General features: G+C 71.3%; 24 protein-coding genes. 12 read left to right on the plus strand and 12 right to left on the minus strand.

The genetic code is table 11. From position 1 onward, the window contains the following. Positions 1-9 precede the first annotated feature (9 nt). From QFZ58_RS22395 to QFZ58_RS22405, 3 genes are all read right to left on the minus strand, one after another. Complete coding sequence (locus tag QFZ58_RS22395; RefSeq protein WP_307126688.1) at positions 10-849, minus strand: hypothetical protein; 840 nt, start codon at positions 847-849, stop codon at positions 10-12. 709 nt (positions 850-1,558) lie between these two features. After that, positions 1,559-2,779: an acetyl-CoA C-acetyltransferase gene (locus QFZ58_RS22400; protein WP_307126689.1), complete on the minus strand. Its 1,221-nt coding sequence runs from the start codon at positions 2,777-2,779 to the stop codon at positions 1,559-1,561. A gap of 190 nt (positions 2,780-2,969) precedes the next feature. Beyond that, positions 2,970-4,001 carry an SGNH/GDSL hydrolase family protein gene (locus tag QFZ58_RS22405; protein WP_307128954.1) on the minus strand — a complete coding sequence of 344 codons (1,032 nt, stop codon included), beginning with the start codon at positions 3,999-4,001 and terminating at the stop codon, positions 2,970-2,972. 155 nt (positions 4,002-4,156) lie between these two features. On the opposite strand from QFZ58_RS22405, the gene QFZ58_RS22410 reads away from it, so the two are divergent. Then, positions 4,157-5,560: a cystathionine beta-synthase gene (locus QFZ58_RS22410; RefSeq protein ID WP_307126690.1), complete on the plus strand. Its 1,404-nt coding sequence runs from the start codon at positions 4,157-4,159 to the stop codon at positions 5,558-5,560. 270 nt (positions 5,561-5,830) lie between these two features. Here QFZ58_RS22410 and QFZ58_RS22415 read toward each other — a convergent pair whose 3' ends face one another. After that, positions 5,831-6,247 carry a hypothetical protein gene (locus tag QFZ58_RS22415; protein ID WP_307126691.1) on the minus strand — a complete coding sequence of 139 codons (417 nt, stop codon included), beginning with the start codon at positions 6,245-6,247 and terminating at the stop codon, positions 5,831-5,833. Between the two features lie 108 nt (positions 6,248-6,355). Continuing rightward, a complete protein-coding gene (locus QFZ58_RS22420) occupies positions 6,356-6,937 on the minus strand; it encodes a thioredoxin domain-containing protein (protein WP_307126692.1) in 582 nt (193 codons plus the stop codon). Positions 6,938-7,071: 134 nt separating this feature from the next. On the opposite strand from QFZ58_RS22420, the gene QFZ58_RS22425 reads away from it, so the two are divergent. Further along, a complete protein-coding gene (locus QFZ58_RS22425; protein WP_307126693.1) occupies positions 7,072-7,920 on the plus strand; it encodes a MurR/RpiR family transcriptional regulator in 849 nt (282 codons plus the stop codon). Between the two features lie 179 nt (positions 7,921-8,099). On the opposite strand, the gene QFZ58_RS22430 is transcribed toward QFZ58_RS22425, so the two are convergent. The 4 genes from QFZ58_RS22430 to QFZ58_RS22445 all read right to left on the minus strand — a co-directional run bounded on the left by QFZ58_RS22430 (position 8,100) and on the right by QFZ58_RS22445 (position 10,295). Then, positions 8,100-8,474, minus strand: a complete 375-nt coding sequence (locus QFZ58_RS22430) for a hypothetical protein (protein WP_307126694.1) — start codon at positions 8,472-8,474, stop codon at positions 8,100-8,102. Positions 8,475-8,536: 62 nt separating this feature from the next. Beyond that, the gene (locus QFZ58_RS22435; RefSeq protein ID WP_307126695.1) at positions 8,537-9,001 is read right to left on the minus strand and encodes a roadblock/LC7 domain-containing protein; all 465 of its coding nucleotides are present in this window, start codon (positions 8,999-9,001) and stop codon (positions 8,537-8,539) included. A gap of 38 nt (positions 9,002-9,039) precedes the next feature. After that, a complete protein-coding gene (locus QFZ58_RS22440) occupies positions 9,040-9,843 on the minus strand; it encodes a helix-turn-helix domain-containing protein (protein ID WP_307126696.1) in 804 nt (267 codons plus the stop codon). Continuing rightward, on the minus strand, positions 9,840-10,295 hold the full coding sequence (locus QFZ58_RS22445; protein ID WP_307126697.1) for a hypothetical protein: 456 nt from the start codon (positions 10,293-10,295) through the stop codon (positions 9,840-9,842). The genes QFZ58_RS22440 and QFZ58_RS22445 overlap by 4 nt, the downstream gene beginning before the upstream one ends. A 377-nt stretch (positions 10,296-10,672) precedes the next feature. Here QFZ58_RS22445 and hutU point away from each other — a divergent pair, with 377 nt between their 5' ends. The 4 genes from hutU to hutI all read left to right on the plus strand — a co-directional run bounded on the left by hutU (position 10,673) and on the right by hutI (position 16,331). Continuing rightward, on the plus strand, positions 10,673-12,337 hold the full coding sequence (gene hutU, locus QFZ58_RS22450) for a urocanate hydratase (protein ID WP_307126698.1): 1,665 nt from the start codon (positions 10,673-10,675) through the stop codon (positions 12,335-12,337). 74 nt (positions 12,338-12,411) lie between these two features. Continuing rightward, on the plus strand, positions 12,412-13,626 hold the full coding sequence (locus QFZ58_RS22455; protein ID WP_307128955.1) for an allantoate amidohydrolase: 1,215 nt from the start codon (positions 12,412-12,414) through the stop codon (positions 13,624-13,626). Further along, the gene (locus QFZ58_RS22460) at positions 13,617-14,987 is read left to right on the plus strand and encodes a formimidoylglutamate deiminase (RefSeq protein ID WP_307126699.1); all 1,371 of its coding nucleotides are present in this window, start codon (positions 13,617-13,619) and stop codon (positions 14,985-14,987) included. Before QFZ58_RS22455 ends, QFZ58_RS22460 begins: the two co-directional genes overlap by 10 nt. A gap of 162 nt (positions 14,988-15,149) precedes the next feature. Continuing rightward, positions 15,150-16,331, plus strand: coding sequence for an imidazolonepropionase (gene hutI, locus QFZ58_RS22465; RefSeq protein ID WP_307126700.1), 1,182 nt, complete (start codon positions 15,150-15,152; stop codon positions 16,329-16,331). Between the two features lie 209 nt (positions 16,332-16,540). Here the strand turns inward: hutI and QFZ58_RS22470 are convergent, their stop codons facing one another. Further along, on the minus strand, positions 16,541-17,515 hold the full coding sequence (locus QFZ58_RS22470) for an RNA polymerase sigma factor SigF (RefSeq protein WP_307126701.1): 975 nt from the start codon (positions 17,513-17,515) through the stop codon (positions 16,541-16,543). Between the two features lie 290 nt (positions 17,516-17,805). Between QFZ58_RS22470 and QFZ58_RS22475 the strand changes: the two genes are divergently transcribed. Continuing rightward, positions 17,806-18,174: an STAS domain-containing protein gene (locus QFZ58_RS22475; RefSeq protein ID WP_307126702.1), complete on the plus strand. Its 369-nt coding sequence runs from the start codon at positions 17,806-17,808 to the stop codon at positions 18,172-18,174. Between the two features lie 197 nt (positions 18,175-18,371). Further along, positions 18,372-18,863 (plus strand): ATP-binding protein, encoded by a 492-nt coding sequence (locus QFZ58_RS22480; RefSeq protein WP_307126703.1) that lies wholly within the window; start codon positions 18,372-18,374, stop codon positions 18,861-18,863. A 324-nt stretch (positions 18,864-19,187) separates the two neighbouring features. On the opposite strand, the gene QFZ58_RS22485 is transcribed toward QFZ58_RS22480, so the two are convergent. Beyond that, the gene (locus QFZ58_RS22485) at positions 19,188-20,678 is read right to left on the minus strand and encodes an oligopeptide:H+ symporter (protein ID WP_307126704.1); all 1,491 of its coding nucleotides are present in this window, start codon (positions 20,676-20,678) and stop codon (positions 19,188-19,190) included. A gap of 488 nt (positions 20,679-21,166) precedes the next feature. Between QFZ58_RS22485 and QFZ58_RS22490 the strand changes: the two genes are divergently transcribed. Both QFZ58_RS22490 and QFZ58_RS22495 read left to right on the plus strand, forming a co-directional pair. Continuing rightward, a complete protein-coding gene (locus QFZ58_RS22490; protein ID WP_307126705.1) occupies positions 21,167-21,844 on the plus strand; it encodes a response regulator transcription factor in 678 nt (225 codons plus the stop codon). A 15-nt stretch (positions 21,845-21,859) separates the two neighbouring features. After that, entirely contained in the window at positions 21,860-23,125 is a 1,266-nt protein-coding gene (locus tag QFZ58_RS22495; RefSeq protein WP_307126706.1) for an ATP-binding protein, read from the plus strand. Between the two features lie 69 nt (positions 23,126-23,194). Here the strand turns inward: QFZ58_RS22495 and QFZ58_RS22500 are convergent, their stop codons facing one another. Beyond that, on the minus strand, positions 23,195-23,713 hold the full coding sequence (locus QFZ58_RS22500; RefSeq protein ID WP_307126707.1) for a GtrA family protein: 519 nt from the start codon (positions 23,711-23,713) through the stop codon (positions 23,195-23,197). A gap of 103 nt (positions 23,714-23,816) precedes the next feature. Between QFZ58_RS22500 and QFZ58_RS22505 the strand changes: the two genes are divergently transcribed. Then, on the plus strand, positions 23,817-25,007 hold the full coding sequence (locus tag QFZ58_RS22505) for a 5-(carboxyamino)imidazole ribonucleotide synthase (protein WP_373428670.1): 1,191 nt from the start codon (positions 23,817-23,819) through the stop codon (positions 25,005-25,007). After that, a complete protein-coding gene (purE, locus tag QFZ58_RS22510) occupies positions 25,004-25,546 on the plus strand; it encodes a 5-(carboxyamino)imidazole ribonucleotide mutase (RefSeq protein WP_307126709.1) in 543 nt (180 codons plus the stop codon). The genes QFZ58_RS22505 and purE overlap by 4 nt, the downstream gene beginning before the upstream one ends. Positions 25,547-25,552: the final 6 nt, after the last annotated feature.

The following is a 25,552-nucleotide window of genomic DNA, read 5'->3' on the forward strand; positions in this document are numbered from 1 at the left end:
CGAGCGGCGTCAGAACGAGGCGATGACGCGGTCCGCGAGGATGTAGACGTTCTCCTCGCCGCACGAGAACGTCAGCGCGTAGGCGCCGGAGACGCCGGAACCGCCCAGCAGCACCGGCTGTTCGCCCGCCCGCAGCGAGTCGGCCAGCCGCTCGGCGGTCTCGCGGTGGCCGGGGGTCATGCAGAGCGTGGTGCCGTCGGCGAAGACGTACACGTCCAGTGTCCCGAGCGGGCCCGGACGCACGTCGGTGAGCTCGGTCCCGGTGTCCGCTAGCCGCTCCAGCCGGTTCACGGTACGCTCATGGTCAGTGACAGCGGGTGCCTGTGCGGGGATGAAGTCCGGGTGCGACGGGTGGCGCCGGCGGGCCGCGGCCAGCTCGGGAGAGTCCTCGGCGAACTCCGTGACCTCGGCGACCTCGGGCAGGTCGGTCAGCTCCACCAGCTCCTCGAGGGCCTCGGCGGCTTCGAGGTCCATCGCCTCGAGACCGGCGAAGTCGGCCTGGCGGGGCATGAAGAACGGGACGTCCTCACCGAGACCGGCGATTCCGCCGAGCAGGGACGGGGCGTCGGCGGCGTCGCGCGCCTCCTGCGCGGCCCAGAAGGCGCGGGCCTCCGCGAGCTCGCGCTCCCGTTCCTCGGCGAGCGCCTCGGCCACGGCCGTGCGTATCTCCTCGGCCGTGGTGGCGGAGCTCCGGTCCTGCTGCTCGGGGACGGAAGCGTGACGGTCCCGCCCCTCCGCCAGCTCCGTACGCAGCGCCGTGACCTGCCTGCGCAGCCCGTGAGCAGCGTGCAGAGCGGCGGCGCCGACGGCCGTGGCAGCGGCGGTGGTCAGCAACAGGGCAAATGACATGGCGCTCACTGACATACTCCCGGTTTCAATCGACACCCCCCGACTTCATACATCAGCTTGTCCTGTACTGGTGCCCGCTGTCAGTGCATTACGTCACGAAATGGACAGGTATTTGGGCCTGGTGTTTAGCTGAGTGGCAGGTGTGACCTGGGAAAACGTTTCTCCCCCGGGACGTAGATCACATCCTGGGGGAGATTCGGTCACGTTCGGGGCTCGGCCCGATTCGATCCGGCCTTCCTGCGGGACGGCGGATGCCCAGCCGGCCGACTCGGGCGCCAGGCGGTCGCGTTCGCCTCGCCATGCCGAGGCTCAGCTCAGCCGCTCGGCGTCGATGGTCGCGTTCGCCTCGCCCCGGCTGCGGGCAGGTGCCGCCTTCGTACCTCAGGCGACCCCTACCCACCGCCGAGGCTCAGCTCAGCCGCTCGGCGTCGATGGTCGCGTTCGCCTCGCCCCGGCTGCGGGCAGGTGCCGCCTTCGTACCTCAGGCGACCCCTACCCACCGCCGAGGCTCAGCTCAGCCGCTCGGCGTCGATGGTCGCGTTCGCCTCGCCCCGGCTGCGGGCAGGTGCCGCCTTCGTACCTCAGGCGACCCCTACCCTCCGCCGAGGCTCAGCTCAGCCGCTCGGCGTCGATGGTCGCGTTCGCCTCGCCCCGGCTGCGGGCAGGTGCCGCCTTCGTACCTCAGGCGACCCCTACCCTCCGCCGAGGCTCAGCTCAGCCGCTCGATGACCATCGCCATGCCCTGGCCGCCGCCCACGCACATCGTCTCGAGGCCGAACTGCTTGTCGTGGAACTGAAGGCTGTTGATCAGCGTTCCCGTGATCCGGGCGCCGGTCATGCCGAAGGGGTGGCCGACGGCGATGGCGCCACCGTTGACGTTGACCTTGTCGAGCGGCAGGCCGAGGTCCCGGTAGGACGGGATGACCTGGGCGGCGAACGCCTCGTTGATCTCGGCCAGGTCGATGTCGTCGATGGTCAGCCCGGCCCGCTTCAGCGCCTGCTTGCTGGCCTCGACCGGCCCGTAACCCATGATCTCGGGGGAGAGACCGGAGACACCGGTCGACACGATCCGGGCCAGCGGGGTCAGGCCCAGCTCGCGCGCCTTGGTGTCCGACATGATGACCAGGGCCGCGGCGCCGTCGTTGAGCGGGCAGCAGTTCGCCGCGGTGACGAGTCCGTCGGGACGGAACACCGGCTTCAGGCCCTGCACGCCGTCCAGGGAGACGCCCGCACGGGGGCCGTCGTCCTTGGAGACGACCGTGCCGTCCGGCGTCGTCACGGGCGTGATCTCGCGCTCCCAGAAGCCGTTCTTTATGGCTTCCTCGGCGAGGTTCTGCGAGCGCACACCGAACTCGTCCATGTCCTGACGGGTGACGCCCTTGATCCTGGCGAGGTTCTCGGCCGTCTGCCCCATCGCGATGTAGGCGTCCGGGACCAGGCCCTCCTCGCGCGGGTCGGTCCAGCTCGCGCCCGACTCCTCGGCGCGGGCGGCGGTGCGCGCCTCGGCCTCGGCGAAGAGCGGGTTGTGCGTGTCCGGCAGGCTGTCGGAGTTGCCCTTCACGAAGCGGGACACCATCTCGACACCGGCGGAGATGAAGACGTCGCCCTCGCCCGCCTTGATCGCGTGCAGCGCCATGCGGCTGGTCTGCAGCGAGGACGAGCAGTAGCGGGTGACCGTACAGCCGGGGAGGTGGTCCATCCCCATCTGCACGGCGACGATGCGGCCCAGGTTGTTGCCCTGTTCCCCACCCGGCAGGCCGCAGCCGAGCATCAGGTCGTCGATGTCCTTCGGGTCCAGCTCGGGGACCTTGGCCAGCGCCGTCTGGATGATGGTCGCGGTCAGGTCGTCCGCGCGCAGGTCCTTGAGGGACCCCTTGAACGCCCGGCCGATGGGCGAGCGGGCTGCAGAGACGATCACGGCTTCGGGCATCACGCGGCTCCATGAGGGCTGGAAGGCAGGAAGGCTGGACTGACTTGGAAGTTACCCGGACGTATAGCTGAGGTCACCCGGCACGGGATGTGATGCGGGCCTCTTTTCTAAGCAACCGCTCAGTCTCTCCGGTTGTTCCCGTCCGGCCCACCCCGTAACCGCGCTGCCCTTCGTCGCCCCGGTCCGCGCCTCACGCGGACCGCCACGTCGCCCCGGACCCCGGCGGGGCCGGGCGGCCCTCTTCCGTGCCGTCGTGCGGTGCGGGTTCCGTGTGGGCGGGCAGCCTCCGCCGGCGCCGGTGCTTGAGCAGGGCCCAGGGCGCCCGCGCGCCCGTGACCTCCGTGCCGGCCTCCCGGGCGGCCTGGGAGGCCGCCTTGGCCACCGGCAGTATGTCCTCCCGCCGGGTCCCGTCCAGGTGGTCGGACTCGGGCCACAGGCCCAGCGCCGCGCACAGCGTCGGAAGCATCGCCATCGACGCCGTCGCGTACCCCTCCGCCGACGGGTGGTAGTTGTCGGGGCCGAACAGCTCCCGGGGGTTCGCCTCGAACTCGGGCCCCAGCAGGTCCCCCAGCGACACCGTCCGCCCGCCCTGCTCCACCGCGCCGATCGTCTGCGCCGCCGCCAGTTGCCGGCTCACCCGCCGGGCCAGCCACCGCAGCGGCTGGTACACCGGCTCGATCGTGCCCAGATCGGGACAGGTGCCGACGACCACCTCCGCACCGGCCGTGCGCAGCCGCCGGACGGCCGTGGTGAGGCAGCGCACCGACTGCGTGGCCGGCATGCGGTGCGTCACGTCGTTCGCCCCGATCATGATCACGCAGACGTCCGGCACCCCCGACGGATCCGCCAGGACCAGAGCCACCTGCCGCTCCAGATCGTCGGAGCGAGCTCCCGGAGAGGCCACGTTCCGCAGATCTACCGGGCGTTCGGCCACCGCCGCCAGCCCGGACGCCAGGAGCGCCCCCGGCGTCTGGCCGGCTCTGCGCACCCCCTGACCGGCCGCCGTTGAGTCCCCCAGCAGCGCGAAGCGCAACGGATCGGCGGGACCGGCGAACGCCACTCCGTACCGCCCGTCGGCGCTCGGCGGAACCGGTGCCGTACCCCCGCCCACCTGCCGTTTCGCCAGCTGCACCTCGGCCAGTACCAGACCTACCGTCGCCGCGCCGATCAGCCCGACGCTGCCGCCGCCGTAGGCCGCGCCCGCTGCGATCCGCCGTGCCACCCTCGCTCTCGACACAGTCCGGTCCACCTCCTCCATGCCGTACAGCCGTACACAGCACTACCTGCCCCGCAGGGGGTACGACCCAATCGCTCCGCCCGAACCCGTGCACCTACGCATAGTCTTGCCTGACCATCTCGGAGATCCCGGAGTACACGGTGCAATTCCACGATTCGATGATCAGTCTTGTCGGCAACACCCCGCTGGTGAGGCTGCGCAATGTGACGGCAGGCATTCAGGCGACGGTCCTGGCCAAGGTCGAGTACTTCAACCCAGGCGGGTCGGTGAAGGACCGCATCGCGCTGCGCATGATCGAGGCGGCCGAGCAGAGCGGCGAGCTGAAGCCCGGCGGCACGATCGTCGAGCCGACCAGTGGCAACACGGGCGTCGGCCTGGCCATCGTCGCCCAGCAGAAGGGCTACAAGTGCATCTTCGTCTGCCCGGACAAGGTGTCGACCGACAAGATCAACGTCCTGCGCGCGTACGGCGCCGAGGTCGTCGTCTGCCCGACGGCCGTCGACCCCGAGCACCCGGACTCCTACTACAACGTCTCCGACCGCCTGGTCCGTGAGACGCCGGGGGCCTGGAAGCCCGACCAGTACTCCAACCCGAACAATCCGCGCTCCCACTACGAGACCACGGGCCCCGAGCTCTGGGAGCAGACGGACGGGAGGATCACCCACTTCGTCACGGGCGTCGGCACCGGCGGCACGATCACCGGTACGGGCCGCTACCTCAAGGAGGTCAGCGAGAACCGGGTGCAGGTCATCGGCGCCGACCCGGAGGGCTCGGTCTACTCGGGCGGCTCCGGACGGCCGTACCTCGTCGAGGGGGTCGGGGAGGACTTCTGGCCGAGTGCCTACGACCGTACGGTCACCGACGAGATCGTCGCCGTCTCCGACAAGGACTCCTTCCGGATGACGCGCCGCCTCGCCAAGGAGGAGGGGCTGCTCGTCGGCGGTTCCTGCGGCATGGCGGTGGTCGCGGCGCTGGAGGTGGCCGAGCGGCTCGGTCCCGAGGACGTGGTGGTCGTCCTGCTGCCGGACAGCGGACGCGGATACATGAGCAAGATCTTCAACGACGAGTGGATGGCCGACTACGGTTTCCTGGAGGACGCCGGCCCGTCCGCTCAGGTCGGTGCCGTCCTCGACTTCAAAGAGGGCCCGATCCCCTCGCTCGTCCACATGCACCCGGAGGAGACGGTCGGCGAGGCCATCGACGTGCTGCGCGAATACGGCGTCTCCCAGATGCCGATCGTGAAGCCGGGCGCCGGACACCCGGACGTGATGGCCGCGGAGGTCATCGGCTCCGTCGTCGAGCGGCAGCTCCTGGACGCCCTGTTCACCCAGCGGGCCTCGCTCTCCGACCCCCTGGAGCGGCACATGTCGCCCCCGCTGCCGCAGGTCGGTTCCGGCGAACCGGTCGAGGACCTGATGGCCGTGCTCAGTGGCACGGACGGCGCCGACGCGGCGATCGTCCTCGTCGAGGGCAAGCCGAAGGGCGTCGTGAGCAGGCAGGACCTGCTGGCCTTCCTCGCCAAGGACGCGGCGCCCAAGCAGTGACGCCCGGCTTCCGGGCTTCGCGAAAACGGTACGGGCGCGACACGTACGCGCAGCACCGGCTTAACACGGCTCGGGCAGAGTGATCGGTGTCGGCAGGGAAACCCGCCGGCACCGAGTACGGCGACACGGACTACGGAGCGGCTCCCGGACCTCCACCGTCGCCCGGACGCGACACCCGGCCCTGACCCGGGACCGCGTCCCTCGTGGGGACCGCCGTCGTCCCGCCCCCCGGTTCGACCGGGGGTGCGGCGGTCCCCACGGCAGCTCGGCTCAGTCCTCCAGGTCGGACGCCCTACGCCCGGGCCGGAACCAGGGCCACGCGCGGGCGGCATGCACGGCGTTGACGCCGACGATGCCCAGCCAGGCCACCACGAGTCCGTCGATCCCCGCGTTCGCGACGCCGATCGCGGACAGCGGGACGGCCAGGACCAGCGAGACGACCCCGGAGCCGAACCTCTCCCCGAAGCCCCCTCCCGTCCCGGCCGGCCGTGCCGCGCCGCGGGCGGCGGTCATCTGCTGCTCGGCGAAGTGCCTGCGCGCCCGTCGGTCGAACGTGCCGTCGAGCCGCTGCTCGACCTTCTCCAGAAACGAGTCGATGAGCGCGCTCTCGTACTCCGGTCCCAGCTCGCCGCGGGCCTGCAGGGTGGCATCGAGCTCTCGCCTGAGCTCAGGGTCACGGGCTTCCATGCGTCCCACGGTACGGAGCCGGGCGGCCCGGGGCAGTGGGGCTAACCCCCCGTTCCCCGGCCCCCCGTCGCCAGGTCCTGCGGTGTGCCCGGTCCCGCGTCGTCCGGCTCAGAGGGGCGTCACCTCCGCCAGGAAGGCCTCCGGAGTGACCGCGTACCCCATGGCGTTGATGACCGCGACCGGCGTGCGGTCGATCAGTACCGTCGGGGTGGACCGGATGCCGCTGTTCTCGAAGGCCAGTGACACCTGTGCTGCCCAGGGCAGGTACTTCCCCTCCAGCACCTTCTCCCGGAAGTCGTCCGTGTGCAGGGCCTCGACCTCGTCGGCCAGGCGCAGCAGGTTGGCGCGGTCGGCGAAGGAGTCCTCGTCCTCACTGGGCTGATCGGCGTACAGGGCGCGCAGGTAGTGCATGAACGGCTCGGGGCCCACGTCGACGGCGGCGCCCAGGGCGGCCAGCGCCTCCATGGAGCCGGTCCCGCCGGCCGAGTCGTCGAGGAACGTGCCGAAGTGGTGGTCCACCGCGAACCGCCCGTCGTCGGCCGCCCGCTCCATCACGGCACCGAGGCCGAGCTCCATGCGCTTGCAGTAGGGGCAGCGCAGATCGGCGTAGACGCTCAGCACGTGCGCGGCGTCGTCGCTCCCGTAGCGGACGACGACGCCGCCGGGGCCTCTCGTATTGGCTGGGATCATGGTTCAAGGGTCGGCAGGGGGAAGCCGTCCCGCAATGCGAGCACCAGCGGTTGTATATGGACATGCAGTCTGCGTGCTGGCTGAATGGATCCGGCGGTGCCGGCCCGGTGCGCCGGATCTCTGGAGGGGACAGCATGAGCGGGAGCAGCCCGGCCGCGCGGTTGCAGGGGCTCTTCGAGGGGCGCAGGCTCACGCCCACCCAGCGGCGGATCGCGCACTCCATGGTGCGGCGGGCCGCCGACGCCCCGTTCCTGTCCAGCGTGGAGCTGGCCGAGCTGGCCGGGGTGAGCCAGCCGTCGGTCACCCGGTTCGCCGTGGCCCTCGGCTTCGACGGTTATCCGGCTCTCCGCAGGCACCTGCGGGAGGTCGCTCCGGACGGGTCGGAGAGCGGTACGGGCGGGGACGAGGACGTCAACGAGTACCAGCAGGCCGTGCGGGCCGAGATCGAGAATCTGCGGCACCTGGCCGACCTGCTCGCCGACCCGGCGCCGGTGGAGCGGGCAGGCAGGCTGCTCGCCGGATCACGGCCGCTGCTCGTCCTCGGCCTGCGGGCCGCGTCCTCACAGGCTCGGGGCTTCGGGTACTTCGCCGCCAAGGTGCATCCGGACGTACGGGTGCTCGACGAGGGCGGCAGCATGGTCCACGACCGTATCGACGCGGCCCGCCGTGCGGGAGCGAGCGTGCTGCTGTGCTTCGCGCTGCCACGGCATCCCCGCGAGGTCGTCGACGCGCTGGCCTACGCCCGGGAGCAGGGGCTGACGGTCGTGACCGTCGCCGATTCGGCGTTCGCCCCGGTGGCCGTCCACAGCGACCTGCTGATCCCGGCCGCCGTGGGGACCGGGCTCGCCTTCGACACCGCGTGCGCGCCGATGCTGCTGGGGCGGGTGCTGCTGGAGGCCATGTGCGACGGGCTGCCCGAGGCGCAGGCCCGGCTGGAGGAGTTCGACGCGAGGGCCGCCGCGAGAGGACTGTTCGTCGAGTGAGGAACGCACCGGCCGGCCACCAGCGGTGGCCGCGCCCGTCCTGGGCGCGCACCGACCGGGTGGAGCGGAACCGGCCGGCGGGCCAGGGCCTACCGGACGACCGGCCCCATGGCGGGGGACGCCGCACCCGGCGGGGCGCGGCGTCCCCCGCCGGTGAGAACCCCGGCGCGGACGCCGGGTCAGATCTCCAGCTCGGCTTCGATCTTCCTCAGCTGATGGCGGGCCATCGCGAGGTTGGACCTGCCCTTGTCCAGGACGAGGTAGAGGAACAGGCCGTTGTTGCCGCGGGTCTTGAGCAGCCGGATCAGGTGGTACTGGTCGCCGAGGGTGATCAGGATGTCCTCGATCTCGTCCTTGATGCCCAGGTGATCCATCGTCCTGAGCTTCGCCCGGACGACGTCGGTGTTGCCGGCTGCGGCGACCTCCAGGTTGAAGTCCTTGCCACCGCCGATGGTGCCCAGGGCCATGCCGCTGGTGTAGTCGACGAGTGCGGCGCCGAGGGTGCCCTCGATCGACGCCATCGCATCCTTGAGTGACGCTTCGGTGTTGGCCATAGTGCTCGTTTCCTTCCTCTGGCCGGCCCGGTGGCCGGTCCGACTCCTGGCTGACGCGGGTGTCATGGGTGATCCGGTGCGATGCTGCGGCGGGGCAGGGCCCGGGACTGCGGGGGGCGCGTGGGCGGCGCCGGGTCGGCGCGTTCGAGTGCGGCGTCGACCACTTCGCCGATCCGCGCGCCGGCCCTGCGGCCCTCCAGGTGCAGCCGGCCGACGTTGATGCGGTCCTCGGCCAGCAGGGTCAGAACGGCGGACGAGCCGGCCGCGTACGTCGCGATGTAGCCGGTCGCGCCGCGGATCAGGAGTTCGCGGAAGCCGCCGCGTCCGGTGGCGTCCGTCATCCGGGTCGACACGCCGAGTGCGGCGGCGGTCAGTGCGGCGACCCCCTCCGCCTCGATGCCAGGGGTGTCCTGGGCCACCACCAGGCCGTCGGTGGTGGCGGCGAGGGCTCCCGCCAGAAGTGGTACCCGGGCCCGTAACCGCTGGAGCTCGTCGAGGACATCCTGTACTTCGGCCTCGGGCACCATCAGCTGTCTCCTCCCGGCACGCTGTCTGAGCGCGCGTATCACAGGGCCTCCAATGCGTCTCTGAGCCGGCGCAACAGGGCGACGTCCGGGTCGGCGGTGACCTCGGGCAGCTCGATCCGGTCGCGGGCCGGGGCGGCCTGCCCGGCCGTGGCCGGGCGGACGGCCTCGACCAGACCGGCTGCCGCCAGCCGGCGCAGGTCGACCAGGATGTGGAAGGCCGAGCGGCCCAGCTCCTGCGCGATGTCCGTGGCCGTCCGCACGCCGTTCACCAGGTCGAGGACGCAGCGCTGGCGCGGCGGGACCGGGGCGTCGACCGGGTGCGCCGTGGGAGCGAGCGGGGCGCTGTCCGTCAGCGCGTCGGTCCAGATGCGGTCCAGCAGTTCACGGCGCCGGAGCGTCTCGCGCTGTACGGCCTCCACGGGCACGGGGCGGACCGGGCCGATCCAGTGGGAGACCCCGTAGCGGAACCGTGCGGGGGTGTGCGTCGGGGCCAGGGCGAAGAAGGCGGCGTCGTACAGCGCTCCGAGGTGGCACAGCTCCAGCGCGCCGCCCGGCACCCTGCCGCTGTCCACGAGGTAGCGGCCGACCCGCTGTGCCGCACCGGCCTGGGCGACGGCGTCCCACCAGCCCTCGCTGCGCAGTGCGCCCCCCGTGGTGAGCAGGACGTCGATGCCGGGCGTGGCGGGGCTCTCGGCGTGGACGACCTGGCCGTCGGCGAGGTACAGCGTGCCGCGGTCGCGCATCAGTGCGCCGGTGGCACGTTCCGCCGCGAGCCGCTGGAGCATGGGGGAGAGCACGGAGGTCTCTGATATGCCGGACGGTGCGGTGGTGGTGGGACTCATGCCAGGACCAGCCGCTCCGCCATGTCACCCAGCCGCATGCGGGCGAGGGCGAGGTTGCCTTCCTTGCGGTCCAGCCAGAGGTGGAGGAAGACACTGCTGTCGAAGGACGTCTCGACGAAGCGCAGGATGTGGTAGCCGGCTGCGGTGGTGACGATGACGTCCTCGACGGCGAGGCCGGGCGGGCCCGGAGCCCCGGGGCCGGGTAAGCGCGGCGAGCCGGCCGGGGCCGGGTGGGGCTGCGAGGGGTCTGCCGCGGGGTCGCGTGCGAAGACCGGCTGTTCGGCTGCCATCCTCGCCACCTCGGCCGTCTCGGCGGCCGTCGCCTCGTAGTCGCCGTTGGGCGATTCGCCGATGGTGCCGAGGGCGAGACCGCTGGTCCAGTCGATCACCGCGGCACCCCTGGCACCGGGCAGCCTCATGACTTCGAGCAGGCACTCGTCGATTCCGGGCACCGCGGACTCCCCTCCCGACGTGGCGTACGGCTGTAGTGACGAGGCTACGCAACGTGCTCGGGGCCGGTGGGTGTTCTGGCATTTTCCACAGGTACATGCGGACGCTCGTGCAAAGGACCGCAGGTGGACGTCCGGCAGCCGGCCGGAACATGCCCGGCCGGCTGCCCGTCGCCGAGGAGGCGCCGCGCCGCCGTCCGTCGCCGGGCGCGCTCGCGAGCCGGCAGCACGGCCTGAGGAGGCATGCCCGGGCGAGGCGCGTGCCTCTGCGCCCACCTCACCTGTTGACTAGGAGTATTCAGGGCGCCAGGATGTGAATAGAACGGTCACAGTGTTCGGTCTTCAGTCATGACGGTCGCAGTCGCGAGGAGGCATTCCCCATGTCAGGACCCCGCCCCGTACGGGCACCGCGCGGTACGGAACTGAGCGCCCTGGGGTGGCAGCAGGAAGCCGCCCTGCGCATGCTGCAGAACAACCTCGACCCCGAGGTCGCCGAGCACCCCGACAAGCTCGTCGTCTACGGCGGTACGGGCAAGGCGGCCCGCGACTGGCGCTCGTTCGACGCGATGGTCCGTACGCTGCGCACGCTCAAGCAGGACGAGACGATGCTGGTCCAGTCCGGGCGGCCGGTCGGGGTCATGCAGACGCACGAGTGGGCGCCGCGGGTCCTGATCGCCAACTCCAACCTGGTCGGCGACTGGGCGAACTGGGAGGAGTTCCGCCGGCTGGAGGCCCTCGGCCTGACCATGTACGGCCAGATGACCGCCGGGTCCTGGATCTACATCGGCACGCAGGGCATCCTCCAGGGCACCTACGAGACGTTCGCCGCCGTCGCCGCCAAGCGGTTCGGCGGTACGCTCGCGGGCACCATCACGCTGACCGCGGGCCTCGGCGGCATGGGCGGGGCCCAGCCGCTGGCCGTGACGATGAACGACGGCGTCGCCCTCTGCATCGACTGCGACCCGCGCGCCATCGAGCGCCGGATCGAGCACCGCTTCCTGGACGTCCGGGCCGACTCGCTCGAGCACGCGCTCCAGCTGGCGGTCGAGGCGCGGGACGCACGCCGCCCGCTCTCCATCGGCCTGCTGGGCAACGCGGCGGAGCTGTTGCCCCGGATGCTCGCCGAGGGCGCGCCCGTCGACATCGTCACCGACCAGACCAGCGCGCACGACCCGCTCGCCTATCTCCCGGTCGGCGTCGACTTCGACGACATGGCGTCGTACGCGGCCGAGAAGCCCGCCGACTTCACACAGCGCGCCCGCGAGTCGATGGCCGCGCACGTCGAGGCCATGGTCGGCTTCATGGACGCCGGGGCCGAGGTCTTCGACTACGGCAACTCGATCCGGGGCGAGGCCCAGCTCGCCGGGTACGCCAGGGCGTTCGACTTCCCCGGCTTCGTGCCCGCCTACATCCGGCCGCTCTTCTGCGAGGGCAAGGGCCCCTTCCGCTGGGCGGCTCTGTCGGGTGAGGCCTCGGACATCCACAGGACCGACAGGGCGATGCTCGAACTCTTCCCGGAGAACGAGTCGCTGCACCGCTGGATCAGGATGGCCGGCGAGCGGGTCCAGTTCCAGGGGCTGCCCGCCCGGATCTGCTGGCTCGGGTACGGGGAGCGCGACAAGGCCGGGGAGCGGTTCAACGACATGGTGGCGAGCGGGGAGCTCGCCGCGCCGCTGGCCATCGGGCGTGACCACCTCGACTGCGGGTCGGTCGCCTCGCCGTACCGCGAGACCGAGGCCATGCTCGACGGCTCCGACGCGATCGCGGACTGGCCGCTGCTGAACGCCATGGTCAACGTGGCATCGGGGGCGTCGTGGGTCTCCCTGCACCACGGGGGCGGCGTGGGGATGGGGCGCTCCATCCACGCGGGACAGGTCACCGTCGCCGACGGTACGAAGCTGGCCGGCGAGAAGATCCGCCGGGTCCTCACCAACGACCCGGGCATGGGCGTCATCCGGCACGTCGACGCGGGGTACGACATCGCGGAGTCCGTCGCCTCGGACAAGGGCGTACGCGTTCCCATGGCGGAGGACGACGGCCGGTGACCGGGACCGTGGACAGCCGGCCGCAGGGCGCTCAGCCGGAACCGCGGCCGTCCGGGCCGCAGTCGTTCGACTCGATGTGGCGCGGCCTCGCACCCATCGGGCGCCATGCCGCGAGCGGCGGATACCGTCGGCACGCTTGGACCGGTGCCGACCTCGAGTGCCGTGCGTGGTTCCGTGCCCAGGCGGAGTCCCGGGGGCTCGTCCACGAGACCGACCGGAACGGCAACCAGTGGGCCTGGCTCGGCGACCCGCTCGCCGGTGACGCCGTCGTCACCGGCTCGCACCTGGACTCCGTGCCGGACGGGGGTGCCTTCGACGGCCCCCTCGGTGTGGTCTCCGCCTTCGCGGCCCTCGACGAACTCCGCCGCAGAGGAGCGGAGTTCGTGAAGCCGTTCGCCATCACCAACTTCGGCGACGAGGAGGGGGCCCGCTTCGGGCTCGCCTGCGTCGGCTCGCGGCTCGCAGCCGGTCAGCTGACCGCGCAGAAGGCGCACCTGCTCCGGGACGGGGAGGGGGTCTCGCTGCCCCGGGCCATGGAGGCGGCCGGATACGACCCGGACGCCATCGGCCCCGACCCCGAACGGCTCTCCCGCATCGGCGCCTTCGTCGAGCTCCACGTGGAGCAGGGGCGCGCCCTGGACGTCGACGGCCACCCGGTCGGCGTCGCCTCGGCCATCTGGCCGCACGGGCGCTGGCGGTTCGACTTCCGGGGCGAGGCCAACCACGCGGGTACCACCCGGCTCGCCGATCGCCGCGACCCGATGCTCACGTACGCCGAGACCGTGCTCGCGGCCCGGCGTGAGGCGGAACTCGCCGGGGGAGTCGCGACCTTCGGCAAGATCGCCGTCGAGCCCAACGGGGTCAACGCGATCCCGTCCCTCGTGCGGGGCTGGCTCGACTCGCGGGCCGCCGACCAGGCCACCCTCGACGCCGTGGTCGGCGGGATCGAGCGCGCCGCCCGGGAGCACGCCGAGCGGGCCGGCATCGACCTCGACGTCGTACGGGAATCCTTCACGCCCGTCGTGGAGTTCCAGCACGCCCTGCGGGACGAGATCTGCCGGATCCTCGGGAAGCGCGGCCCGGACGACACGGGGCGCGCCGTGCCCGTGCTGGGCACCGGGGCGGGACACGATGCGGGTATTTTGTCCGCTTCCGTGCCGACCGCCATGCTGTTCGTACGGAACCCCACCGGGATCTCGCACTCGCCGGCCGAACACGCCCGTGAGGACGACTGCGTGGCCGGGGTGAACGCACTCGCCGACGTACTGGAAGGTCTCGCGTGCAACTGACAACCCGACCGGCGGGCACGCCGGTCACCGCCACCTACTGGATGTCCCACGCCTGGCTCGGCACCCATGTCGAGCCGGGCGTCGCCCTGGACGTGGCCGGGGGGCGCATCGCCGGCGTGCGCACGGGCGTCGAGCTGCCACCGCCCGGCGCCGTCGCCCTGCGCGGCCTGACGCTCCCCGGACTGGCCAACACGCACTCGCACGCCTTCCACCGGGCTCTGCGCTCCACCGTCCAGGTGGGCTCGGGCACCTTCTGGACGTGGCGTGACCTGATGTACCGGGCGGCCTCGCGGCTGACCCCCGACACCTACTACGACCTGGCCCGGGCGACCTACGCCGAGATGGCGCTGGCCGGAATCACCGCCGTCGGCGAATTCCACTATCTGCACCACGCGCCGGGCGGCACGCCGTACGACAATCCGAACGCGATGGGTGAGGCGCTCATCGCGGCGGCGGCCGGAGCGGGTATCCGCATCACCCTGCTGGACACCGCCTATCTCGCCGCCGGCTTCGGCCAGAAGCCCACCCGCCACCAGCTGCGCTTCTCCGACACCACCGCCGACGCCTGGGCCGAGCGCGCCTCCCTCCTCAAGGGCGACGACGGCCAGACGCTGATCGGCGCCGCCATCCACTCCGTGCGCGCGGTTCCGGCCGGTGAGCTGGCCACCGTCACGCGATGGGCCCAGGAGCGTGAGGCCCCGCTCCATGTGCACCTGTCCGAGCAGACCGCGGAGAACGACGCCTGTATCGCCGCGCACGGGCGCACCCCCACCCGGCTCCTCGCGGACCACGGCGTGCTCGGGCCGCGCACCACCGGCATCCACAACACGCACCTCACGGCCGAGGACATCGAGCTGCTGGGCTCCTCCCGGACCGGTACCTGCATGTGTCCCACCACCGAACGCGATCTGGCCGACGGCATCGGCCCGGCCGCCGCCCTTCAGCGTGCGGGCTCCCCGCTCTCGCTGGGCAGTGACAGCCACGCGGTGATCGACCTCTTCGAAGAGGCCCGGGCGATGGAGCTCGACGAGCGGCTCCGCACCCACGCCCGGGGGCACTGGACCGCGGCCGCCCTCCTCAGGGCCGCGTCCGCCGACGGGCACGCCGCTCTCGGCCGCCCCGACGCGGGCACGCTCGAACCGGGCGCGCCGGCCGACCTGACGACCGTCGCGCTGGACTCCGTCCGAACAGCGGGGCCGGCGCCCCGGCTCGCAGCCGAAGTGGCTGTGTTCGCCGCCTCCGCCGCGGATGTGCGGCACACCGTCGTGGCAGGCAGGCACATCGTCCGGGACGGTCACCACACGCTGGTCGAGGACGTGCCGCAGGCGCTCACCTCGGCCATCGCCGCCCTGCACGCCTGACACACCCGTATGCCGGATCGCCCGCCCTGTGCACCCGGTCCGCCCCGCGCGCCGGACGATCCGGCCGACAGCCGACAGCCGACAGCCGACAGCCGACAGCCGACAGCCGACAGCCGACAGCCGACAGCCGACAGCGACACCCGCGACGAAAGGTGCGCCCAGATGACGACGACCGCCGTCACCAACATCGCCGGACTGGTCACCAACGACCCCTCCCTCGGCAACGGAAGTCCCCTGGGCCTGATCCGTGACGCGGCCGTCGTCATCGAGGGCGACCGCATCGTCTGGGTAGGTGAGTCCGGCAGAGCACCCGCCACCGACGACATCGTCGACGCGGGCGGCCGCGCCATGATCCCCGGCTTCGTCGACTCGCACTCCCACCTGGTGTTCGCGGGTGACCGCACCGACGAGTTCAACGCCCGCATGTCCGGCCGCCCCTACTCCGCGGGTGGGATCCGCACGACCGTGTCCGCCACCCGCGCCGCCTCCGACGAGGAACTGTCCGCCAACGTCGCCCGTTACCTCGCAGAGGCGCTGCGGCAGGGCACCACCACGCTGGAGACCAAGTCCGGCTACGGCCTCACCGTCGAGGACGAGGCCCGCTCCCTGCGCATCGCCGCCGGCCACACGGACGAGGTGACCTACCTCGGCGCCCACATCGTCTCCCCCGACTACGCCGACGACCCCGCCGGTTACGTCGACCTGGTAGCGGGACCGATGCTGGACGCCTGCGCCCCGTACGCCCGCTGGATCGACGTCTTCTGCGAGCGGGGCGCCTTCGACGGGGACCAGGCACGGACGATCCTGACCGCGGGTCTGGCCAGGGGGCTGCACCCCCGTGTCCACGCCAACCAGCTCGGCCACGGCCCGGGGGTCCAGCTCGCCGTGGAACTCGGCGCGGCGTCCGCCGACCACTGCACCTACCTCACGGATGCCGACCTGGACGCGCTCGGCCAGGGCGGTACGGTCGCGACCCTCCTGCCCGGAGCGGAGTTCTCCACCCGCGCTGACTGGCCCGACGCGCGGCGCATCCTGGACGCGGGCGCGACCGTCGCCCTGTCGACGGACTGCAACCCGGGTTCCTCCTTCACCTCCTCCATGCCGTTCTGCCTCGCCCTCGCGGTACGGGACATGGGCATGACCCCCGACGAAGCCCTCTGGTCGGCCACCGCCGGGGGAGCCGCGGCACTGCGCCGCACCGACGTCGGCCGTGTCGCACCGGGCGCCCGCGCCGACCTCGTACTCCTCGACGCGCCGAGCCACGTCCACCTCGCCTACCGGCCGGGAGTCCCGCTGGTCCACACCGTGTGGAGGGGCGGCGAGCGGGTGGCAGGAGCCCGGTAGCGGAGGGCGGTGCCGACCAGGAGGTGGGTCCGACGCCGCTTCGCGCGTGGCGCGGTCCGCCGGCCCGCCCCCCGAGGGCCAGGTGCGTCCCGCTGCCGACGTCCGATGCGGCCCGGTCGGTGGCGCCGCGTCACCCATGCGGAAGGACCCGCCCGTTGCCGGGTCGGGTCCTTCCGCGTCGACGTGCCCGGGCCGTCCCGGGCGCCGGATCACTCCTCGACGGTCAGGCCCTTCCTGAGCTTGACGAGCGTCCGGGAGAGCAGCCGGGACACGTGCATCTGCGAGATGCCGAGCTCCTCGCCGATCTCCGACTGCGTCATGTTGTCGACGAACCGCAGCGAGAGGATCGTGCGGTCGCGCAACGGCAGCGAGGCGATGAGCGGCTTCAGGGACTCGACGTACTCGATGCCTTCGAGGCCGTTGTCCTCGTAGCCCATGCGGTCCGCGAGCGCGCCCTCGCCGTCGTCGTCCTCGGACTTGGCGTCCAGCGAGCTCGCGGTGTACGCGTTGCTCGCGGCCATGCCCTCCACGACCTCGTCCTTGCTGATGCCGAGGCGCTCGGCCAGCTCGTCCACGGTGGGTGCGCGGTCCAGTCGCTGGGCCAGCTCGTCGCCCGCCTTGGCGAGGTCCAGACGCAGCTCCTGCAGCCGGCGCGGGACGCGCACGGACCAACTGGTGTCGCGGAAGAAGCGCTTGATCTCACCGATGATGGTGGGCATCGCGAACGTCGGGAACTCGACGCCCCGGCTGAGCTCGAAGCGGTCGATCGCCTTGATCAGGCCGATGGTGCCGACCTGGACGATGTCCTCCATGGGCTCACTGCGGGTGCGGAACCGGGAGGCGGCGAACTTGACCAGCGCGAGGTTGAGTTCGACGAGGGTGTTGCGGACGTACGCGTACTCGTGGGTGCCTTCCTCGAGGGCTTCGAGCCGGGCGAAGAGCGTCTTCGACAGCGCCCTTGCGTCGAGGGCGCCGATTTCGGCGTAGTGCGGGATCTCGGGGAGATCGCCGAGGCTCTCGCTCAGGACGCCGTCACAGGTGGTGGCACAGGCGGTGACGCCGGTGGTGTCGCCCGTGCGTGGGCCGGGTACGGCACCAGCGACGGGGAAGTCGGAATCGGTCGGTCCCTGAGGACATGCCGACGTCGCGATGTGGGTACGCGATACGTCGAGCCGGGGTGACATGGGTCTCCTCCATCGTTCTCGGCATATGGCTGCCGATGCCCCTATGTGTTCCTGCGGTGAAGCGGCGCCTCCGAAGCCGATCGAATACCGGGTGGGGTTGTCCCTACTACCCTTACCCGGTTCCAGCCACGACTTACAAGCGCCAATTACTCCTATATGTCCGGTTTGTTGAGTTCTTCGACTACCGTGTGGCGAGGGAAACGCGTAATGTTTCACCGGCGTCGGCGTAAGCCACGAAGACAGCCGCGACATACTGCGCGGGCGGTGACGAACGGCGAAGAGGATCGGGCATGGACCGCGGGACGGTCGGCAGTGCGAACCAGGGTCGGCTACAGGTCGAGGTCCGGACCGAAGGGCTGAGCGAAATCGTGACGCCGGTGGGTGAGCTCGATCACCACACGGCCGATCTCCTGCGGGAGCCCCTGGAAAGTGCGGTCGAGCAGGGGCGTGTACGCCTCGTGGTCGACTGCTCGCGCCTCGAATTCTGTGACTCCACCGGGCTCAACGTGCTGCTCGGTGCCCGCCTCAAGGCCGAGGCCGGCGGAGGAGGGGTCCACCTGGCCGGAATGCAGCCGGTCGTGGCTCGCGTTTTCGAGATCACGGGAGCGGAAGCGGTCTTCACCGTGCACGCCTCGCTCGAAGAGGCCCTGAGCTCCTGACCCCGGTGTTTCCGAGTCGTTTCCCGCCCCCGCGCCCCGTGAACCGCCCACATCATGCTCTCGGCATAGCCGAAGTGGGTGTTGTCACCAAGCGACCGGGCAGAAGACACCCCGGTGGGGTCCTGAAGACCGCACATGCTGTAACTGACCAGTATCTTTTCGATGGCAACACGGTGAATCGGTGAGGTGAAGCGCTGATGAGCACCACCCGGCAGCATCCGCCGGGCGGCCTCGGCCGCGAGCCGGACGGTAAGGGCGCCGCCTCTGCCGTACCGTCCGACCGGCAGTGGCGCTCGCTCTCGCTGCGGCAGGCCAGCGGCATCGTGCCGATGGCCCGTGACTTCGCCCGGCAGGCTCTGTACGACTGGGGCTGGCTCCCGGCGGACGGTGCCGACCGGCGGGCGGCAGCGGAGGACGTCCTGCTGGTCGTCTCCGAGCTCGTGACGAACGCCTGCCTGCACGCGGACGGACCCGAGGAGCTGCGCATCGCCCGCTCCGACAAGGCGCTCCGGGTCGAGGTCGTCGACCGCGGCGCGGGCCAGCCGGCCCCTCGTACCCCGCACCGGGCGGGACGCCCCGGCGGGCACGGCATGTTCATCGTGCAGCGGCTCTGCCTGGACTGGGGTGTCACGCGTACGCCGGACACGCCGGGCAAGACCGTATGGGCGGAGCTCGCGGCGCCCGAGTAGGCCCCTCGGTAGCCCTGGTAACCCCGAACACCGCTTCTCCTCCCTCGGAGCGCGCCGGAACACCCGGCGCGCTCTTTCACGTGCCCGCGCGCAGGCGGCGCCCGCCGGTACGGCCGGCGGGTCCCGTCCCGGTGACGCGGGCCGGTCGGCTCATCGGCAGGGCAAGGCAGCGGGGCGGCCGAGCGGAAGGCGCGCGCCGAGCGGAAGGCGCGCCGAGCGTGCCGAGCCCGAGCGGCCGAGCGGAAGCGGAGGCGGCCGGACACGACACAGGGCCGCCGCACCGCATCGGTGCGACGGCCCCGGGCCGTGAGGAAGGGCTCCGCGTCAGCGGACGTTGCCCATGAGCGTCTTGACCTTGCCGCGGTACATGAAGATCGCGGCTCCCGCCAGGACCGCCAAGGCGGCCTGGAGCGCCACCACCCCGGTGCCGTTGAGCTCGACACCCGCGATGGACAGCAGTCCGGTGGTGCAGTCACCGGCGGTGACCGCGAGGAACCAGACACCCATCATCTGGCTCGCGTACTTGGCCGGAGCCATCTTCGTCGTGACGGACAGGCCCACCGGCGACAGCGTCAGCTCGGCGACGGTCTGCACGAAGTAGATCGCCACCAGCCACATCGCGGCGGCCTTGTGGCCGTCGCCGGCGATCGTCAGGGGCAGCAGGAAGAGGAAGAACGACGCACCGACCAGCACCAGACCGGAGCTGAACTTCACGATCGTGCTCGGCTCCTTGCCGCGCCGGTTCAGCGCCATCCAGAAGGCGGCGAAGACCGGGGCGAGCGCCATGATCAGAACCGGGTTGACCGACTGGTACCAGGAGACCGGGAAGTCCCAGCCGAGGACCGAGTTCTCCGCCGAGGAGTCGGCGAAGATCGCCAGCGTCGAACCACCCTGGTCGTAGATCATCCAGAAGATGGCCGCGGCCACGAAGAACCAGATGTAGCCGGACATCTTGGCCTGCTCGGCGTCGCTGAGCTCCTTGTCGCGCTTGATGCGCGTCAGGACCATCACGGGGATGACCAGGCCGGCGATCGTGATCGGGACCAGGAGCCAGTTCAGCGTGTAGACGCCGGTGACGACCGTGCCGATGTAGAAGACCGCGGCGACGCCCATCCAGATCATGGCCTTGCGCAGCGTGGACGCGCGCTCGTCGGCGGACAGCGGCTTCGGGACCACCAGGCTGCGCGGGTCGAGGTGGCGGGTCCCGAGCAGGAACTGGGCGACACCCAGTCCCATGCCGAGCGCCGCGAGGGCGAAGCCCAGGTGCCAGTTGACGTTCTCGCCGACGGTGCCGATGGCCAGCGGTGCGGCGAAGGCACCCACGTTGATGCCCATGTAGAAGATCGTGAAGCCACCGTCGCGGCGCGGGTCGTCCGGGCCGTCGTAGAGGTGGCCGACCATCGTGGAGATGTTGGACTTCAGCAGGCCGGAGCCGATCGCCACCAGCCCGAGGCCGGCGAAGAAGGTGCCCTCGGAGGGAAGTGCCAGCGTCACGTGGCCGAGCATGATGACGCCACCTGCGATGGCGACGGTCTTGCGGGGACCCCAGACGCGGTCGCCGAACCAGCCGCCGGGCATGGCGAGCAGGTACACCAGCGACAGGTAGACCGAGTAGATCGCCGTGGCCGTGGCGGGATTCATGTGAAGCCCGTTGGGAGCGATCAGGTAGAGCGGGAGAAGCGCGCGCATGCCGTAGTAGCTGAAGCGCTCCCACATCTCCGTCATGAAGAGAGTGGCCAGGCCGCGGGGGTGGCCGAAGAAGGTCTTCTCCGCACCAGTCGTACTGGCCGAGTCCTTCGTCAGGCTGGACGCCATGGTCGATCCTTGCTGGTCGGGACGCGTCGCCTTGTGAGCGGTACGCGCCCGGTGGGGGGTAGCCGGCACCGGCGCGGCTGCGGCCCCACCCCCGACGCCTCGAGGGGATTCGATCCGGCCGCCGGCTCCCTGGGGGAGTCGGGGCGGAGTCGGGGACCGGCCGCACCGGGATCCACACCCGTCGCGCGTCCTCGCGCTCCGGGCCCGGCTCATAGGTCATTCACTGATGAGAGCCGGCGGGAACCGGCCCGCACACAAAAGTGACCCTTGGCGCGAAACGCTGCCCAAAGGTCTTCAGGTGGTGCAACAGGCGTCGAGCAACCATACGACACGACACGCGGGCATATGGAAGGACTTGAGACATGGATCACAGGTTTGGATGGAACCACAGTCCCACATTCAAAGGTCCATGCCTGATTCGTGTCCCTGACCCGTAGGCCCTGACGAGGGCCTCACTGGGGAGCTCCGGCGCGGACTACCATCACTGCATGACCCGTGTACTGCTCGCCGAGGACGACGCATCCATCTCGGAGCCACTGGCTCGCGCCCTGCGTCGTGAGGGTTACGAGGTCGAGGTCCGCGAGGACGGTCCGACCGCGCTCGACGCCGGACTCCAGGGCGGCATAGACCTGGTCGTGCTCGACCTGGGGTTGCCCGGGATGGACGGCCTCGAGGTCGCCAGGCGGCTGCGGGCCGACGGCCATGCCGTGCCGATCCTGGTCCTGACCGCCCGGGCCGACGAGGTCGACACCGTGGTCGGCCTCGACGCCGGAGCCGACGACTACGTCACCAAGCCCTTCCGTCTCGCCGAACTGCTCGCCCGGGTCCGGGCCCTGCTGCGCCGCGGCGCCACGGAGCCGGCCCTGCAGCCCGCCACGCACGGCGTCAGGATCGACGTCGAGTCGCACCGCGCCTGGATGGGCGAGGAGGAACTCCAGCTCACCGCCAAGGAGTTCGACCTGCTGAGGGTCCTCGTCCGGGACGCCGGCCGGGTCGTCACCCGGGACCAGCTGATGCGCGAGGTCTGGGACACGACCTGGTGGTCCTCCACCAAGACCCTCGACATGCACATCTCCTGGCTCCGCAAGAAGCTCGGCGACGACGCCGCCAATCCCCGCTACATCGCCACCGTGCGGGGCGTCGGCTTCCGGTTCGAGAAGAGCTGACGTACAGAGACAGTCATGCGCCGCCGACTGATCAACTCCACGCTCGCCGTGGTTCTCGTCGTGATCGCCGTCTTCGGCGTCTCCCTCGTCATCGTCGAGACCCGCACCATCAGCAACAGCGCCCAGGAGAGCGTCGACTCCGAGGCGCTGCGGCTGATCAGCGTCGTGGAGAGCCGCCTGCTCGGAGCGGAGCGGATCACCCCCGACGTGCTGGCGGAGCAGGTCGACCCCAACCGGTACGCCCGCGTCGAGATCCCGGGGCGCACCGCCATCGAGGTCGGCGAACGCCCCACGGACAGCGTGCTGCGCAGCACCGAGACGGGGGAGCAGGGGGAGAAGGTCACCGTCGAGGAGTCCCGCTCGGCCGTCACCCGTGAGGTCGGCCGGACGCTGATGATCATCGGTGCGGTGGCCCTGCTCGCGATCGTCTCCGCCGTACTCCTCGCCGTACGCCAGGCCAACCGGCTGACCTCGCCGCTCACCGACCTCGCCGAGACGGCCGAACGTCTCGGCTCCGGCGACCCGCGCCCCCGGCACAAGCGGTACGGGGTGACGGAGCTGGACCGGGTCGCGGATGTCCTGGACGCGTCCGCCGAACGGATCGCCCGGATGCTCACCGCCGAACGGCGCCTTGCCGCGGACGCCTCGCACCAGCTCCGTACACCGCTGACCGCGCTCTCGATGCGGATCGAGGAGATCTCCGTCACCGACGACCCGGACACGGTGAAGGAGGAGGCGAACATCGCGCTCACCCAGGTCGAGCGGCTCACGGACGTCGTGGAGCGGCTCCTGACCAATGCCCGCGACCCGCGTACCGGCTCCGCGGTCTTCTTCGACCTCGACGAGGTCGTCAAGCAGCAGATCGAGGAGTGGCGCCCGGCCTACCGCAGCGCGGGCCGCGCGGTCGTCTGCTCCGGCAAGCACGGGCTGCGGGCCGTGGGCACCCCCGGTGCCGTCGCCCAGGTGCTCGCCGCGCTGATCGAGAACTCGCTGATGCACGGTGGTGGCACGGTCGCCCTGCGCACCCGGGTCACCGGCAACCAGGTCGTCATCGAGGTGACGGACGAGGGCCCCGGTGTCCCGGCCGATCTCGGGGCGCGGATCTTCGAGCGGACCATCAGCGGGCGCAACTCCACCGGGATCGGCCTCGCGGTCGCCCGGGACCTCGCGGAGGCCGACGGCGGCCGGCTGGAACTGCTCCAGCAGCAGCCCCCGGTCTTCGCCCTCTTCCTCAGCCGCGTCGCACCGGCCCACGAGGAACCGGAACGACCGGTGCGCTGAGGGTCCCGGTGCGTCCGGAAGGCCCGGGTGGGGGCCCCGGTGCCTCCGGGGCCCGGGCGGCCGGGCGCGTCAGTGGCTCACAGGGCCACGCGCTACGTCGTCGGCGGGTCGTCGCTGCTCCAGAAACCGCTCCGCGTTCAGCACGGCCTCCTTGGCGGGAAGTGCCTTGAACACCCAGGTGCGGTAGGACCAGAAGCGGAACAGGGTCGCGACGGAGATGCCGAGGATCTTGAAGGCGTTGCTCTGCACCGGGCTGTTCCAGCCGAAGCCGTACGTCGCGAGGTACAGGATGCCCGTCTCGATCACCGCTCCGACAGCACTGAACAGCAGGAACAGCGTCAGTTCGCGCGCCCGGCCGGTCTTGTCGCGGTCCCGGTAGGTCCAGTAGCGGAAACCGATGTAGTTGAACAGGATGGCGACGATCGTCCCCATCAGCCCGGCCCGCACCACCGGAATGTCCGTGGTGCGCCAGATCAGGTTGGAGACGGCGATGTTCACGACCAGCCCGAATGCGCCGACCGCGCCGAACTTGGCGACCTCCCGGGCCAGCAGATCAAGCCGGGTCCGCAGTGCGCCCCGTTCGCTCATGGTGATCGCTCAGCCCCGTCCGGTCGGTTTCGTCAACCCGGCCATGCTAACGACCTCCCCCGTGTGATGCCTGTGAGCTGCCCTGGCCGCCCGGCGAGGGCCCCTGTCCGAGGACGGGTGCAAGGACCTCCCGCCCGCCGGATATCCTGGAAGCGTGACGTTCCCGGTAGTCGGTATGGTCGGCGGCGGTCAGCTCGCCCGTATGACCCACGAGGCGGGTATCCCCCTCGGGCTGAAGTTCAAGCTGCTCAGTGACACCCCTCAGGATTCGGCCGCCCAGGTGGTGAGCGAAGTCGTCGTGGGCGACTACCGCGACCTGGAGACACTGCGCGCCTTCGCGCGCGGCTGCGACGTGATCACCTTCGATCACGAGCACGTGCCGACCGAGCACCTGCGCGCCCTGGAGGCGGACGGCATCCCCGTCCGCCCCGGCCCCGACGCCCTGGTGCACGCGCAGGACAAGGGGGTGATGCGCGCGAAGCTCACGGAGATCGGCGCGCCCTGCCCCCGCCACCGCATCGTCGAGGACCCGGCCGACGCCGCGGTCTTCGCCGAGGAGGCCGGAGGCTTCCCCGTCATCCTCAAGACGGTCCGCGGCGGCTACGACGGCAAGGGCGTCTGGGTGGTCCGCTCCGAGGCGGACGCCGCCGAGCCCTTCCGGGCCGGTGTCCCGGTCCTGGCCGAGGAGAAGGTCGACTTCGTCAGGGAGCTCGCGGCCAACATCGTGCGCTCGCCGCACGGCCAGGCCGTCGCCTACCCGGTCGTCGAGTCCATCCAGGTCGACGGCGTCTGCGACACGGTCATCGCGCCGGCCCCCGAGCTCGACGAGCGGCTGGCCGGCGAGGCCCAGCAGCTCGCCCTGCGGATCGCCGCGGAGCTCGGCGTGGTCGGCCACCTCGCGGTCGAGCTGTTCCAGACCCGCGACGGCCGCATCCTCGTCAACGAGCTGGCGATGCGCCCCCACAACTCCGGGCACTGGACCCAGGACGGCGCGGTCACCTCGCAGTTCGCCAACCACGTCCGGGCCGTCCTGGACCTGCCGCTCGGCGACCCGCGCCCCCGCGCCACCTGGACGGTCATGTGCAACGTCCTGGGCGGCGACTACCCGGACATGTACCAGGCCTACTTGCACTGCATGGCCCGCGACCCGCAGCTCAAGATCCACATGTACGGCAAGGACGTGAAGCCCGGCCGCAAGGTCGGCCACGTCAACACCTACGGCGACGACCTGGCGGACGTGCGGGAGCGCGCCCGGCACGCGGCCGACTACCTGCGAGGAACGATCACCGAATGACCTTCCCCGGTACCGCCCCCAGCCCCGTCATCGGCATCGTCATGGGCTCGGACTCCGACTGGCCCGTCATGGAGGCGGCCGCCAAGGCCCTCGACGAGTTCGAGATCCCCTACGAGGTCGACGTCGTCTCCGCCCACCGCATGCCGCGCGAGATGATCGCGTACGGCGAGGGGGCGGCACACCGCGGGCTGAAGGCGATCATCGCCGGTGCGGGCGGAGCGGCACACCTGCCGGGCATGCTGGCCTCGGTGACCCCGCTGCCCGTCATCGGCGTCCCGGTGCCGCTGAAGTACCTCGACGGCATGGACAGCCTGCTCTCCATCGTGCAGATGCCCGCCGGGGTCCCCGTCGCCACCGTCTCGGTCGGCGGCGCGCGCAACGCGGGCCTGCTCGCCGCCCGCATCCTCGCGACGCACGACGCCGAGCTGCTGGCACGGATGAAGGACTTCCAGCAGGAGCTCAACGACCAGGCCACGGAGAAGGGCAAACGCCTGCGCGCCAAGGTCGAGGGTGCCGACTCCTTCGGCTTCGGGAAGTAGGGAACC

The sequence above is a fragment of the Streptomyces sp. B1I3 genome (genome assembly GCF_030816615.1).
In the GTDB taxonomy this organism is placed as follows: Bacteria; Actinomycetota; Actinomycetes; order Streptomycetales; family Streptomycetaceae; genus Streptomyces.

What these genes read in the sequence shown, in the direction of transcription:
- QFZ58_RS22395 (WP_307126688.1), bottom strand. Translation starts at nt 849, where the DNA reads ATGTCATTTGCCCTGTTGCTGACCACCGCCGCTGCCACGGCCGTCGGC.
- QFZ58_RS22400 (WP_307126689.1), bottom strand. Translation starts at nt 2,779, where the DNA reads ATGCCCGAAGCCGTGATCGTCTCTGCAGCCCGCTCGCCCATCGGCCGG.
- QFZ58_RS22415 (WP_307126691.1), bottom strand. Translation starts at nt 6,247, where the DNA reads ATGGAAGCCCGTGACCCTGAGCTCAGGCGAGAGCTCGATGCCACCCTG.
- QFZ58_RS22420 (WP_307126692.1), bottom strand. Translation starts at nt 6,937, where the DNA reads ATGATCCCAGCCAATACGAGAGGCCCCGGCGGCGTCGTCGTCCGCTAC.
- QFZ58_RS22425 (WP_307126693.1), top strand. Translation starts at nt 7,072, where the DNA reads ATGAGCGGGAGCAGCCCGGCCGCGCGGTTGCAGGGGCTCTTCGAGGGG.
- QFZ58_RS22430 (WP_307126694.1), bottom strand. Translation starts at nt 8,474, where the DNA reads ATGGCCAACACCGAAGCGTCACTCAAGGATGCGATGGCGTCGATCGAG.
- QFZ58_RS22435 (WP_307126695.1), bottom strand. Translation starts at nt 9,001, where the DNA reads ATGGTGCCCGAGGCCGAAGTACAGGATGTCCTCGACGAGCTCCAGCGG.
- QFZ58_RS22440 (WP_307126696.1), bottom strand. Translation starts at nt 9,843, where the DNA reads ATGAGTCCCACCACCACCGCACCGTCCGGCATATCAGAGACCTCCGTG.
- hutU (WP_307126698.1), top strand. Translation starts at nt 10,673, where the DNA reads ATGTCAGGACCCCGCCCCGTACGGGCACCGCGCGGTACGGAACTGAGC.
- QFZ58_RS22455 (WP_307128955.1), top strand. Translation starts at nt 12,412, where the DNA reads ATGTGGCGCGGCCTCGCACCCATCGGGCGCCATGCCGCGAGCGGCGGA.
- hutI (WP_307126700.1), top strand. Translation starts at nt 15,150, where the DNA reads ATGACGACGACCGCCGTCACCAACATCGCCGGACTGGTCACCAACGAC.
- QFZ58_RS22470 (WP_307126701.1), bottom strand. Translation starts at nt 17,515, where the DNA reads ATGTCACCCCGGCTCGACGTATCGCGTACCCACATCGCGACGTCGGCA.
- QFZ58_RS22475 (WP_307126702.1), top strand. Translation starts at nt 17,806, where the DNA reads ATGGACCGCGGGACGGTCGGCAGTGCGAACCAGGGTCGGCTACAGGTC.
- QFZ58_RS22480 (WP_307126703.1), top strand. Translation starts at nt 18,372, where the DNA reads ATGAGCACCACCCGGCAGCATCCGCCGGGCGGCCTCGGCCGCGAGCCG.
- QFZ58_RS22485 (WP_307126704.1), bottom strand. Translation starts at nt 20,678, where the DNA reads ATGGCGTCCAGCCTGACGAAGGACTCGGCCAGTACGACTGGTGCGGAG.
- QFZ58_RS22490 (WP_307126705.1), top strand. Translation starts at nt 21,167, where the DNA reads ATGACCCGTGTACTGCTCGCCGAGGACGACGCATCCATCTCGGAGCCA.
- QFZ58_RS22495 (WP_307126706.1), top strand. Translation starts at nt 21,860, where the DNA reads ATGCGCCGCCGACTGATCAACTCCACGCTCGCCGTGGTTCTCGTCGTG.
- QFZ58_RS22500 (WP_307126707.1), bottom strand. Translation starts at nt 23,713, where the DNA reads ATGAGCGAACGGGGCGCACTGCGGACCCGGCTTGATCTGCTGGCCCGG.
- purE (WP_307126709.1), top strand. Translation starts at nt 25,004, where the DNA reads ATGACCTTCCCCGGTACCGCCCCCAGCCCCGTCATCGGCATCGTCATG.